This window comes from Dyadobacter sp. (assembly GCF_051859145.1).
In the GTDB taxonomy this organism is placed as follows: Bacteria; Bacteroidota; Bacteroidia; order Cytophagales; family Spirosomataceae; genus Dyadobacter.
Window position 1 is genome coordinate 1 of the sequence record NZ_JBHYGF010000053.1, and the last position, 13,048, is coordinate 13,048.

8 protein-coding genes, 1 rRNA gene and 2 pseudogenes are annotated in these 13,048 nt (G+C 43.7%); 5 read left to right on the plus strand and 6 right to left on the minus strand.

Annotation, left to right across the window (positions count from 1 at the left end; translation table 11 throughout):
* The 3 genes and pseudogenes from ACTIE6_RS04350 to glyA all read right to left on the minus strand — a co-directional run.
* A pseudogene (locus ACTIE6_RS04350) lies at positions 1-148 on the minus strand (6,7-dimethyl-8-ribityllumazine synthase); the annotation flags it as partial.
* A gap of 98 nt (positions 149-246) precedes the next feature.
* On the minus strand, positions 247-948 hold the full coding sequence (locus tag ACTIE6_RS04355; RefSeq protein WP_439555465.1) for a tetratricopeptide repeat protein: 702 nt from the start codon (positions 946-948) through the stop codon (positions 247-249).
* A gap of 217 nt (positions 949-1,165) precedes the next feature.
* Positions 1,166-2,470: a serine hydroxymethyltransferase gene (gene glyA / locus ACTIE6_RS04360; protein WP_439555466.1), complete on the minus strand. Its 1,305-nt coding sequence runs from the start codon at positions 2,468-2,470 to the stop codon at positions 1,166-1,168.
* A 333-nt stretch (positions 2,471-2,803) separates the two neighbouring features.
* Here glyA and nagB point away from each other — a divergent pair, with 333 nt between their 5' ends.
* Complete coding sequence (gene nagB / locus ACTIE6_RS04365; protein ID WP_439555471.1) at positions 2,804-4,744, plus strand: glucosamine-6-phosphate deaminase; 1,941 nt, start codon at positions 2,804-2,806, stop codon at positions 4,742-4,744.
* A gap of 84 nt (positions 4,745-4,828) precedes the next feature.
* Here nagB and ACTIE6_RS04370 read toward each other — a convergent pair whose 3' ends face one another.
* Entirely contained in the window at positions 4,829-4,993 is a 165-nt protein-coding gene (locus ACTIE6_RS04370; protein WP_169739274.1) for a hypothetical protein, read from the minus strand.
* 243 nt (positions 4,994-5,236) lie between these two features.
* Here ACTIE6_RS04370 and mutL point away from each other — a divergent pair, with 243 nt between their 5' ends.
* The 4 genes and pseudogenes from mutL (at position 5,237) to dxs (ending at position 10,892) form a co-directional block, all read left to right on the plus strand.
* Positions 5,237-7,126: a DNA mismatch repair endonuclease MutL gene (gene mutL / locus ACTIE6_RS04375; RefSeq protein ID WP_439555467.1), complete on the plus strand. Its 1,890-nt coding sequence runs from the start codon at positions 5,237-5,239 to the stop codon at positions 7,124-7,126.
* A gap of 54 nt (positions 7,127-7,180) precedes the next feature.
* Positions 7,181-7,966 (plus strand): rhomboid family intramembrane serine protease, encoded by a 786-nt coding sequence (locus ACTIE6_RS04380; RefSeq protein WP_439555468.1) that lies wholly within the window; start codon positions 7,181-7,183, stop codon positions 7,964-7,966.
* A 2-nt stretch (positions 7,967-7,968) separates the two neighbouring features.
* Positions 7,969-8,883, plus strand: coding sequence for a rhomboid family intramembrane serine protease (locus ACTIE6_RS04385; RefSeq protein WP_439555469.1), 915 nt, complete (start codon positions 7,969-7,971; stop codon positions 8,881-8,883).
* Positions 8,884-8,967: 84 nt separating this feature from the next.
* Positions 8,968-10,892, plus strand: a pseudogene (gene dxs / locus ACTIE6_RS04390) (1-deoxy-D-xylulose-5-phosphate synthase).
* A gap of 585 nt (positions 10,893-11,477) precedes the next feature.
* On the opposite strand, the gene ACTIE6_RS04395 reads toward dxs, so the two are convergent.
* Together ACTIE6_RS04395 and rrf are read right to left on the minus strand one after the other, a co-directional pair.
* A complete protein-coding gene (locus ACTIE6_RS04395) occupies positions 11,478-12,551 on the minus strand; it encodes an ISAon1 family transposase (protein ID WP_439555470.1) in 1,074 nt (357 codons plus the stop codon).
* A 152-nt stretch (positions 12,552-12,703) separates the two neighbouring features.
* Positions 12,704-12,815: ribosomal RNA gene (gene rrf, locus ACTIE6_RS04400) — 5S ribosomal RNA — on the minus strand.
* Between the last annotated feature and the right edge of the window lie 233 nt (positions 12,816-13,048).

The window sequence follows — 13,048 nt, forward strand, 5'->3', positions numbered from 1 at the left end:
ACTGGATTAGTGTATGATACGCACCTTCAAACAGCTTCTCCGTAACTTCCGAGTTCCATTCCGCTACTACGATCGCGAAACGCTTGGAGCTGATATCAGGCAGCTCCTCGGTATTGAACACACTTAAATTTTTATCTGCGCTGGACATTGCTTTATAGTCTAATCGTGGATTGTTCGATAAAATGAATAAAAAAAGGATAAAACCACGTCGGCTTTATCCTCTTTCAGAACAGAATGGTTTAACCATTATTTGCCGACCTGTCCTTCTAATAACCCCATGTATTTCTTGGCATTCACCACTTCCGTCGAAAGCGGGAAATCCTCAACCACACGTTTATAGGAAGCAACTGCATCAGCTGCCTTGCCCGCTTTTTCCTGAGCCAAAGCGAGCTTCATCAGGTATACTGGTGTAAAATATTCGTTTTTCTCGTAATCAGCGGCTTTCTGGTAAAAAGAGATTGCCTCAGCAGCCTGATTTTTCTCCATATATGCATCTCCTATCAAAGACTGGGCACGGGCGTGAATGAGCAAGTCAGAAGAGCTGAAAGATTTCAGGTGGTCGATAGCTTCATCGTATTTGCCTTGTTTAAGCAATGCAACACCGGCGTAAAAATTAGCAAGATTACTTGCGTCAGTACCTTTGTAGCTATCAGCAATAGAAAGCAAACCCTCATTTCCTCCGCTTCCATTTAATGCTTTTTGCAATGAATCCGCTTCGAAATCGTAAACAACGCTGGCTAGTGCATTTTGAGCTGTTCCTTCCTGGCTTTCAATGTAAAAGCGATATCCGGCGAATGCAACGATTGCTACCAATATCGCTCCTCCTATCCCTAAAACAACTTTGCGGTTCTTGATGAAAAAAGCTTCGGCCTTGTTGATCTGGCCAGCTAATGCTTCCGGAGTTTCAATGATTTCAATCCCCGGTTCACCCGCGTTTTTCTTGCTCATATCAATTAATTCAATTTTGGAGTGCAAAGTTATGAAAACTTTATTAAGTCAAAACAAGTTGTAGCACAATTCTTTGTATTCCGCTAGCGCTGTTCTTCAATATTATTTATAGCTATAATGAAGTTTGCATTCCAGAATCGGTTTGTTGTTTTAAGCAAAACAAAAAGCGTGAAGGCTGTTTACCTCCACGCTTTCATTATTTAAGTTTCTGTAATTATCAGACGTATAACGGGAATTGTTTCATCCAGTTATTTACTTCGTCTTTCACAGAAGCGATTTTTGTATCATTATCGTGATTAACAAGCACAGTATCAACCAAATCAACGATGCGCTCCATGTCGCCTTCAACCAATCCGCGGGTTGTCATTGCAGCTGTTCCCACACGGATCCCCGAGGTTACCATCGGAGATTTATCGTCGAACGGTACCATGTTCTTATTAATAGTGATGTCCGCTTTGATCAGCGTATTTTCCGCCAGCTTACCTGTCAATCCTGAATCTACGCCATTCTTTGTGCGAAGATCGATCAACATCAGGTGATTATCTGTTCCGCCTGAAATAATGCGGTATCCTTTGTCAACAAACGCTTTGGCCATTGCCTGCGCATTCCGGGCAACCTGCGTTGCGTAGTTATAGTAACCTTCGCTCAGTGCTTCTCCGAATGCAACTGCTTTCGCCGCAATAATATGTTCCAACGGTCCACCCTGTGTACCCGGGAACACGCCTGAATCCAGCAAAGAAGACATTGTTCTCAGCTGACCTTTTGGTGTTTTAATGCCGAATGGGTTTTCAAAATCATTGCGCATCATAATAACACCACCTCGTGGGCCGCGCAAAGTCTTATGTGTTGTGGTAGTTACAATGTGGCAGTGATCAAACGGATCTTTCAGAAGACCTTTTGCGATTAATCCCGCAGGATGGGAAATATCGGCCATTAATATAGCGCCTACCTGATCAGCGATTGCTCTCAAACGCTCGTAATCCCAGTCGCGGCTATATGCAGATGCGCCGCAGATCAACATTTTAGGGCGCTCTTTCAAGGCAGTTTCCTCGACCTTATCCCAGTCGATCAGACCAGTTTCAGCTTCAACACCATAAAATACAGGCTGGAAATATTTACCCGAGATATTAACAGGCGAACCGTGCGTAAGGTGACCACCGTGAGCCAGGTTGAAACCCATTATCTTATCGCCGGGATTCAGACAAGCCAGGAACACTGCAGTATTTGCCTGTGCACCAGAATGCGGCTGTACGTTAGCCCAGGTAGCGCCGAACAGTTCTTTTAACCTGTCAATCGCAATTTGTTCAATTTCATCAACTACCTCGCAGCCACCATAGTAGCGTTTGCCCGGTAGTCCTTCTGCATATTTGTTAGTCAATACACTACCGGAAGCTTCCATTACCTGGCGGGAAGTGAAGTTTTCAGAAGCAATAAGCTCTATACCTGATTCCTGACGATGCTTTTCCTTATTGATCAGATCGAAAATGGTAGTGTCACGTTCAACGCTGGTGATGGTAGACATGAATGTATTTTTATGATATGGACTGAAGATGCCGCAAAAATACGAGCATTTCTTTTGTAATAAAATTTTACTCCTTACTTTATGTTTCCCGTGATTTAAGAGGTTGCGGTACTAGTCACTATTGAATTTAAAGCAGTAATTTTGAGAATGGAAGTTGTTCTTAAATTATTTTAAGAATATCCATTTTGTATCGTATTTTTGCAGCGAATATTGCTGTGTGGTCGAACACTCGCGCTATATTGCAGGATATTTCTCTCTCGATCTATTCAAACTCTTAATAATAAATCCAAGTAAAGTATGAGCCAACAAACGGTAAGTCCGCAGACAATACTGATGCAAGCTTCAAACAACGGAAAAGGTACAAACGGCACCATCGGGCAGCCCATTACCTACGAAAAAATTCCAACCCAGATATTTGCTGATTCAAAGGAAGCTTCCTACGCAGTTGCCAAGGAAATTGCTGATTTGATTCGCCAAAAGCAAAAAGAAGGTAAGCCTTGTGTGCTGGGACTCGCCACCGGATCTTCTCCGAAAACGGTTTATGCGCTTCTTGTAAAAATGCACAAGGAAGAAGGTTTGAGTTTCAAGAATGTGATCTCATTCAACCTGGACGAGTACTATCAAATGGAGCCTGAATCCATTTATAGCTATCACAGGTTCATGAAAGAGCAGTTGTTTGACCATGTTGATATTGCAAAAGAAAACTACTTCTTACCGGATGGAACAGTACCCGCTGCATTGCTGCGTGACTACTGTACTTCTTATGAAAATAAAATCAATGCAGTAGGCGGGCTGGACTTCCAGTTGCTTGGTATTGGTGGAAACGGTCATATTGGTTTCAATGAGCCGGGATCTCTTATCAATTCACGGACAAGACTGATTACACTCGATCATTCCACGCGGGTAGCTGCGGGCATGGAATTCGGCGGACTACATAACGTTCCCCGCAAAGCGATTACGCTGGGTGTAGCTCCTATATTGAATGCGAGAAGGATTGTACTGCTTGCCTGGGGTGAGAGAAAAGCATCGGTAATCCGCGGAGCTGTTGAAGGACCTGTAACCGAACTGAACCCGGCTTCCTATTTGCAGGCGCATCCGGACGTTTCTTTTGTATTGGATGAAAGTGCCGCTTCCGAGCTGACCAGGATTAAAACACCCTGGGCTGTTGATTCTGTGATCTGGGATAATAAAATGATCAAAAAGGCTGTGACGCATTTGTCGAAAGTGCTATGCAAGCCTATTCTGAAATTGACGGACAAAGATTATAACGACAATGGTATGAGCGATCTGCTTGCCCAGTATGGTGCGGCTTATGAGATCAATATCAATGTATTTAACCAACTGCAGCATACCATTACCGGCTGGCCCGGAGGTAAGCCCAATGCAGACGATACATATCGTCCGGAAAGAGCGCAGCCTACCAAAAAACGTGTCCTGATTTTCAGTCCGCACCCGGATGATGATATTATTTCGATGGGTGGTACTTTTCAGCGACTTGTCGACCAGGGTCACGAGGTACATGTTGCCTACCAAACTTCGGGTAACATTGCAGTTGCAGATGACGAGGCACTCCGTTTTATTGATTTCGTTGTAGATTTTAATAAGGGTTTCGGAATTGATAGCCCGGATGCCAACAAGCTTTTCCTCGACGCCAAAGACTTTTTGAAACATACAAAAGACAGCGAGATCGATACCCCTGAAATCCGTAAGGTTAAAGGACTATTGAGAAGAGGGGAAGCCAAAGCTACCTGCCGTTTCGTTGGTATTCCAACCAGCCAGGCGCACTTCCTGGATATGCCATTTTACGAGACAGGTACTGTTCAGAAAAAGCCGATCGGTGAAGAAGATATCAAGATCATTGAAAACCTGATCGAAGAAATCAAGCCACATCAAATCTATGCAGCGGGGGATTTTGCAGATCCGCACGGGACACATAAAGTTTGTTGGGATGCGATTGAAGCTGCATTGCAGCGCTCGAAGCATAAGAATTTCATGAAAGACTGTTGGGTTTGGTTGTACCGCGGTGCCTGGGCGGAATGGGACATTTATGAGATTGAAATGGCAGTGCCGATGAGCCCCGACCAGGTGTTGAAAAAACGGCAGGGTATCTTCAAACACCAGTCTCAAAAAGATGGTGTTGTATTCCAGGGAGAAGATTCGCGTGAATTCTGGCAGAGAGCCGAAGAAAGAAACCGGGGGACAGCGCACTTATACGATTCGCTTGGTCTCGCTGAATACGAAGCAATGGAAGCCTTTGTCAGGTGGAAATTCTAAGATAGATAGCAACAAAACAAGCCCGGACAATCCGGGCTTGTTTTGTTTTATAGCAATGTAAAAATATCTGTCTGCTAGCTTGATCTATAACTCCATGTCCATCCACATTCTTTGCGCCATCTTCTCAACCATGTTCATGATTCCCTGAAAAGCGCCAAAAATGATGCACAGTGGCAAAATGACCGGAAGGAATATCAGCCATTGCAGAGCCATCGTGAAATTGAATCTTTTAAAAATTGGCGTTTTCATAGTTAGATCGGGTTAATACTTACGAGTTTAGTTTCCCAAGTTATACAAATTAGTTCTAGAAAGCAACGATTTCAAAGCAAAATCACTAAAATTTCTTAATCATTTCAATAAATAATATGATTATTCTTCATTAACATTTCTTCGCAACACTTTCGTTCAAATACACTCCTCTTTACATTCAAAGAACCGGTTGCGAAAATTTTTGTTTATTTGTTATAGTAAAATTGTCATCCCCCATTCACTATGCCGTCTCCCGACATTATACAACTCCTACCTGATTCTATTGCAAATCAAATTGCGGCGGGGGAGGTTGTGCAACGTCCCGCGTCGGTCGTAAAGGAGCTTCTCGAGAATGCAATCGACGCACATGCTACCCAGATACAGGTTGTTCTGAGAGAGGCTGGCCGTACTTTGATCCAGATTATAGATAATGGTTCCGGTATGTCCGAGACAGATGCAAGGATGTCGTTTGAAAGGCACGCCACATCTAAAATCAGGAAATCGGAAGATCTGTTTAGTATCCGCACAATGGGGTTCAGGGGCGAGGCGCTGGCTTCCATTGCGGCAGTTGCACAAGTAGAACTGCGCACCCGCCAGGAAGGTGACGAGCTGGGTACATTGATCCGCATTGACGGTTCCGAGATCAAAGCGCAGGAAAGTATTGCTGCTGTGAAGGGTACAAACCTGTCTGTTAAAAACCTTTTCTTCAATGTTCCGGCAAGGCGGAATTTCCTTAAATCCAATTCTGTCGAAATGCGGCACGTTCTGGATGAGTTTCAGCGCGTTGCATTGTCGCACCCCGAGGTAAGTTTTACATTACATCATAACGATACAGAAGTTTTTAACCTACAACCGGCCAAGCTTGTCCGCCGTATTGTAGATATATACGGAAAGAGTTACCGCGAGCAGCTGGCATTCTGCCAGGAAGACACATCTTACGTAAGTGTCAGAGGCTACATTGGCAAGCCCGAATTTGCCCGTAAAACGCGGGGTGAACAGTTTTTCTTTGTCAACGACAGGTATATCAAGCATAGCTACCTGCATCACGCCGTGATCAGCGCATTTGATGGTACTATACCGGATGGTAGTCATCCTTTTTATGTTCTGTTTCTTGAAATAGATCCTTCGCACATTGATATCAATATTCATCCGACAAAAACGGAGATCAAATTTGATGATGAGAAATCAGTTTACGCCATTGTAATGGCTGCTGTTAAAAAGGCGGTAGGGGTTTACAATTTTTCACAATCCATTGATTTTGATGATAATGTAAATTTCTTCAACCAAGGTACCGGCACGGATCCGGGACTTAGTTTCATCCCGCGTACCGTTATGCCCGACTGGGCGGCTCAATCCAAGAAAGGCGATAACGGACCTACAAAGTCTAACCTGACTAATTGGAGCAAGCTGTTTGAAGGACTTCAAAATACAGAAGATCGTGGTCGTGAGCTGGCCGCGTTTGAAGTTAGTCCGGTTACTGTATCACGGCCGACTTACCATGAAGAATCAAAAACGGTAGCCAGCAAGATCAACAGAATGGCGTCTGAGGTAATCTCTGCGCCTGAGAGTGATGCAGTGCTGTTCCAGCTGCATAACAGGTATATTCTGTCCCAGGTTAAAGACGGAATAATGCTGATTGATCAGAAAGCTGCATACGAACGGATTCTATACGAAAGATATCGTAAGATGCTGATCAATCGAAGTGGTGCATGCCAGCAATTGCTTTTCCCAAAAAGGATCAGGCTTACGCATTCGGATATGCAGCTTGTTAAAGAGACTAAAAAGGAGATCCATAGTCTGGGCTTTGAATTTGATGAGTTTGGTGCCAATGAACTGATTATCCGGGGAATTCCTGCGGACCTTCCTGAGGAAAGTGAACAGGACCTTTTTGAGGAGTTGATCGAGCAGTTGAAGCAGAGCTATTCCGATCTAAAATTGAATAAACCGGAAAGCCTGTCCCGCTCGCTTGCACGGCGGTTTTCGGTCCGGTATGCAGTTAAGCTCTCATTTGTAGAAATCCATACCCTGATTGATCAGCTGTTTGCTTCCACCGATCCAAACAGAACACCTGGTGGCGAAGCCATTATCGTCTTGCTGACCATGGACAAGCTTACGAGCATATTTAAAGGCTAGGAACCAAAAAACAGGTACGCCCCGTTCAAGAATAAACGCTGAATTTAGATTAACATGTTAGCCATAACCCCTACGGTAAGAAATTTACTGATTCTGAATATACTCTTTTATCTGGTTGATACTAGCTTTCTTAATTTAAGTAACAGCTTCTCTCTCAGGTCAGTACTTTCACCTGATTTCATGCCCTATCAATTTGTGACTTACATGTTTTTGCATGGTAGCCTCGGGCATTTGTTTAGCAACATGTTTGGTTTATTCATGTTTGGGCCGCTGCTTGAAAGAATGTGGGGACCTAAGCGCTTCCTGTTTTTCTACTTTTTCACAGGAATAGGGGCCGGACTACTTTTCTCGGGAATTGATTATTTTGAGAACACACAGGTACGTCAAGCTGTTGAAATATATACTCAAAATCCTACACCCGACGGGTTGGCTGATTTTATGAGTAAATACGCGAAGGGAATTTATGAATCGACACTGGGTTTTTTAAATAAATTTGAAGAGAATCCGACGAATACCAGTTATATTCAGGATAGTATCAATTTTGTCAATGTCTATTACGAACGCTTGATAAGCACACCGATGGTGGGTGCGTCAGGAGCAATTTTCGGTATCTTGATGGCGTTTGGTTTATTGTTTCCGAATACTGAGCTTTTCTTGCTGTTTGTACCATTTCCCATTAAGGCCAAATATTTCGTAGCCTTCTACGGATTGTATGAATTGTACGCGGGAATCCAAAATGCCCAGTCGGATAATGTAGCGCATTTCGCCCACATTGGAGGAATGCTATTTGCATATATTTTATTGCGTTACTGGGGCACGCAAAAATCAAATTTCTATTGAAGATGAGCAATATTGTTGATGACGTAAAACGTGAATTCGCCAAATCCGAGAATGCACTTGTAAAGATTATATTGATAAATACGGCGGTATTTCTTGTTTTACTGCTATCCAAGATCATCCTGACGCTTTCTCAGGCGTCTGGTGTATACCTTTTAGTGATCAACTCACTGCAGCTCCCCGCTGCTACCAACGAGTTTATTTATAAGCCCTGGACACTCATTACTTATTTCTTTACACACGACGACATTTTCCATATCCTATTCAACATGCTATTCCTGTATTGGTTTGGCAAGCTGGTAGATGAATATTTAGGAGCAAAAAGGGTGATTGCCCTTTATATGCTGGGAGGAATTGCAGGGGGATTGGTTTATATGGTACTCTATAATGTCTTGCCTTATTTTCAGGCACATATAGAAGGATCCAGAATGCTCGGGGCTTCTGCTGCTGCATTCTCAGTTGCTGTGGGGGCATCAACATTGCTACCGAATTATACCTTCAATCTGATTTTCCTGGGTCCGATCCGGATCAAGTTTATTGCATTGTTCTATATCATCTTGTCACTGGCGCAAACAGTAGGTCCTAATGCAGGCGGAAACCTGGCCCATTTAGGTGGTGCGTTCGTCGGTTATGTATTTATCAAGTTACTGCAAAGCGGTACGGATCTTGGCAAGCCTATCTATGCGATTATGTCGGGTTGGTCAAGAATGTTCAGAAAGCGGCCGGCAATGCAGGTGACATACAGAGAACGCCAGGTGTATCGCAGCACCAGCGTCCTTTCTTCTTCATCGTCAGGTACAATCGAAATGCCTGACCAAATGGAGATCGATAATATCCTTGACAAGATTTCGAAGTCAGGCTATGAAAGCCTGACCAAAGAAGAGAAACAGAAGTTGTTCAAGGCTAGTCAGCAAAAATAATCACACTTAGCAGCTATTTGCTTAATTTCGCATCAGGTTTGCAGACGTTTTAGTGCTCAAAATCTGATTTCAATTCCCCACTGTATGCTTATAACTCCTGGCAAATTGTTAGCTAAAATTGATAGTCCGGAAGACTTACGAAAACTGGATATATCACAACTTCCCACAGTTTGCAATGAACTAAGGCAGTTTATTATTGATAATGTTTCAGTTTACGGAGGGCATTTTGGGGCTAGTTTGGGAGTAGTTGAGCTAAGTGTTGCTTTGCATTACGTGTTTAATACACCGGACGATCAGATAGTCTGGGACGTAGGCCACCAAGCTTACGGCCACAAAATCCTGACTGGAAGAAGAGATACCTTTCATTCAAACAGAACTTACGGAGGTTTATCAGGCTTCCCTAAACGGAAGGAAAGCATTTATGATGCGTTCGGTGTAGGACATTCATCTACATCCATTTCGTCTGCGCTGGGAATGGCGGTAGCTTCTGCTTTGGAAAAGAACTTTGAAAGACAGCATATCGCAGTTATCGGCGATGGTGCTATGACGGCCGGATTAGCATTTGAAGGCATGAATCATGCCGGTGCTACTGACTCCAACCTGCTGATTATCCTGAATGATAATTGCATGGCCATTGACCCTAATGTAGGGGCTTTGAAGGAGTACCTTACCGATATTACTACCTCCCAAACTTATAATAAATTTAGAGACGAAGTTTGGAACCTGCTTGGAAAAATGAGCCACTTTGGAAAAAGTGCGCAGGAAATTGTATCCAAAGTAGAGACGGTGATGAAAACCGCGATCTTGCGTCAGAGTAACCTTTTTGAATCGTTAGGTCTTAGATATTTTGGTCCTATTGATGGAAACGATATCAGTCACTTGACCGAGGTTCTTCATGATTTGAAGAGTATTCCCGGACCAAAGCTTTTGCATTGTTTAACTGTGAAAGGTAAAGGTTACGGACCCGCAGAAAAAGACCGGGTATCTTTGATAAGATCACCGGTGAGATACAAAAGAAAACCTACGATACACCACAAGCACCAAAATACCAGGATGTTTTTGGGCATACATTAGTTGAACTTGCGAAAGAGAACCCAAAGATCGTTGGTGTTACACCTGCAATGCCTTCCGGATCTTCCTTAAATATCATGATGGAAGCTATGCCGGATCGCGCTTTTGATGTGGGTATAGCAGAGCAACATGCAGTAACCTTCTCCGCAGGAATGGCAACGAGAGGCGACATTGTTTTTTGCAACATCTATTCTACGTTCATGCAACGATCGTATGATCAGGTCGTGCATGATGTTTGTATTCAGGAATTACCGGTTATTTTTTGCCTTGATCGGGCTGGCCTTGTGGGCGCTGACGGACCTACGCACCACGGGGTTTATGACATTGCCTACATGCGTTGCATACCAAATATGGTCGTGGCATCGCCGATGAATGAGCAAGAACTAAGAAATATGATGTACACTGCTCAACTGGCATCATTTCAGGCCGGTAAAAATGCTTTCACGATAAGATATCCGCGTGGAGCAGGGGTAATGCCGCAATGGAGAACTTCGTTCGAGGAAATAGAAATTGGGCGCGGTAGGAAAATAAAGGGCGGAACGGATACTGCAATTTTGTCTTTCGGCCCGCTTGGAAACTTTGCAGCAACTGCTTGTGACTTACTAGAAGATCAGGGCGTTTCTGTGGCCTTATACGATATGCGTTTTGCCAAGCCGCTTGATAAAAAATTGCTTCTTGAAATATTCTCTTCTTTCGATCGCATTGTGACGCTTGAAGACGGATGCCTACAAGGCGGATTCGGAAGCGCTATACTTGAATTTATGATAGATAGCGGCCATTCTTGTTTAGTAAAGCGTCTCGGAATCCCTGACTCCGTCATTGAGCATGGCGAACCTCATGAATTATATCAAGAATGTGGCGTTGATACAGCAGGAATAATTCGCTCTGTTAAAGAATTAATTGGCAAACAGGATGAACTGAAAGCATCGGTTTATTAATATTATTTACAGTTCTGTGTCTTTTCGCATTTAGCCATTATTACCATATGTTTATTGCTAAAAATACAATACTGGGTTCAAGTAAATAGTCTTATTTAGATATGTTTGTTCAAGCTATATGCTTAGGAACTTGCAGTTTCGATTAATTGAAAAATAAGTGAGGGTGTCTCAGTCGTAATTGAGGCACCCTTTTTCGTTCGAATATAGATCTTTGCGAACTAACTAATCTAACCGATAGCTATAACGTTAATTTCTGCTGAGTATAGGGCAACACTCTATTTAAGACTGATGCCGCAAGCCAGCTAAGAGGTGGGTCTTACAACGCTAGATGCCTTACATTTCTACAAGGCTTTTTAACCAATGGTATTGGGAGCCACTAACTACGCGGCTGAACTTACTTTATCAAGTTGCATTGCGCTGGTTCGGTCCAAGCTTTTGCGCTTGCGGCCAGAAAGAGGTTACACACAGAAAGACCCTCCTTTCAAGATGGTCTTTGTGAATGTATTGTGGCGATTGGGCTACGCGCCCGGCCAACTTTACCAGATCGGACCGCGTAGGTTTGATCCGCGCTGTGTAGGCCAAGTATCATAGGCGGTTTTTGCCGGGGTGCGAACAACCTTGGCGCCTTCGGCTTAGGCAGCCCCGCTTAACCTCTCTGTCCGGGCCGGGGATCAAGTCCAATGTTGTGGAGCAACTTGAATTAAGCATATAGCTGGGTAAGTCTATAAAGGAAGAACTCGACGTTCCGAACACCTCGGAACTGAGCCCTAAATGCCTTGATCTTAGCGTTAAAAGGTTCGGCTGAGGAATTCGTGTTTCGGTTGTCAAAATAGTTAACGATGGATTTATAGTGGTTCTCGATCGAACGGGCGACAGTGTTGAATGATTTGAAGCCGGATTGCCTGACTTTTCATGCCATTTAGCAAGCCTGGTGAGTGCGTAAATCTTTTCGGTCGTGTTTGTGAAGATGTTGCTTAGTTCTAGCGACAGTTCGTATGCGCGTTTAAGGTCAAGAAAGCGTTTAAAGAGAAGTTGTGCCCTTTCCTTCTGGCTACCGGTCCAGGTGTTGGGTTCTTTATACAATGCATATCTGGCCCGTGCAAGTAGTTGTTTTATGATATCACCATTAGGCAACATTTCTGGCTGATATTCTGCCTGAGAAGCCTTTGTCTGCTCGATGGCATCGTTTTCCAGATCCAATGCTGCCCAGCGATATTTGATGCGGATTTCTTGCAAGGCTTCAATCGCTAACCTTTGCACATGAAAACGGTCAGTAACCCGCACAGCCCGAGGAAACATCACTTGGTGATCATGCCGCGGCGGCGTACCGCTCATGCTGCCTGCCATGTCCAGAGCTATTTCGGTCACTTTCTTCCGCAGCGGTTTCGGGATTTTGCAAAGTACTTCAATCACTGCTTCTGCCTTAGTTCCAGCCACTATTGCTACAATGCAGCCCACGGCTACCTTTAGCAGATTTATTGGCAAGAATAGTGTACAATTCGCCATGAGAAAGGCTGTCTCATCAATTGATAAATGAGAGCCGATGTTTTCATGAAACAATAGGCGCTGTCTTGCCGGTCGATAAAGGTAACTTAAAATTTTCGAGGATGAACTCTGGTAATAGAATCTGAATGATAGGCAGGAAACTCTCCAAAACAAACTGGTTTCATTAACACAAACCTAGATAAATCCTATACGCTCCACAAGTTTTTGGTTTCATCCCGGGCTGGGATTACGGGCAAGTGGGAAGAGGTGAATTCTCACCAATAAAAAAAGCCTTACATATCTGCAAGGCTTTTTTTGTAATAGTATTGTGGCGGCTACCTACTTTACCAGGTTTGATCCAAGTATCATCGGCGGACCTGGGCTTAACTTCTCTGTTCGGGATGGGAAGAGGTGAACACCAGGCCAATAGCCACCAACAAGATTGTAGTTGGTTTATTTGTTCGCTATGGGAAGGAGGTGAAGGCTTCGCGCCTCGGCGAATCGTCGCACCGTCCATGCCAATAGCCACCAACAAGCTCTTTGAGTTTATCAATTTTGAATGAGTGAATGACTGAATGATTGAATAGTTTTTATTCGGACATTCGATCATTAGAACATTCGGTCATTGAATTTCATGTCATATTGGAAGTAGAAGAGATAAGAAAGAAGAT

What these genes read in the sequence shown, in the direction of transcription:
- ACTIE6_RS04380 (WP_439555468.1), top strand. Translation starts at nt 7,181, where the DNA reads ATGTTAGCCATAACCCCTACGGTAAGAAATTTACTGATTCTGAATATA.
- ACTIE6_RS04355 (WP_439555465.1), bottom strand. Translation starts at nt 948, where the DNA reads ATGAGCAAGAAAAACGCGGGTGAACCGGGGATTGAAATCATTGAAACT.
- ACTIE6_RS04385 (WP_439555469.1), top strand. Translation starts at nt 7,969, where the DNA reads ATGAGCAATATTGTTGATGACGTAAAACGTGAATTCGCCAAATCCGAG.
- ACTIE6_RS04370 (WP_169739274.1), bottom strand. Translation starts at nt 4,993, where the DNA reads ATGAAAACGCCAATTTTTAAAAGATTCAATTTCACGATGGCTCTGCAA.
- mutL (WP_439555467.1), top strand. Translation starts at nt 5,237, where the DNA reads ATGCCGTCTCCCGACATTATACAACTCCTACCTGATTCTATTGCAAAT.
- glyA (WP_439555466.1), bottom strand. Translation starts at nt 2,470, where the DNA reads ATGTCTACCATCACCAGCGTTGAACGTGACACTACCATTTTCGATCTG.
- nagB (WP_439555471.1), top strand. Translation starts at nt 2,804, where the DNA reads ATGCAAGCTTCAAACAACGGAAAAGGTACAAACGGCACCATCGGGCAG.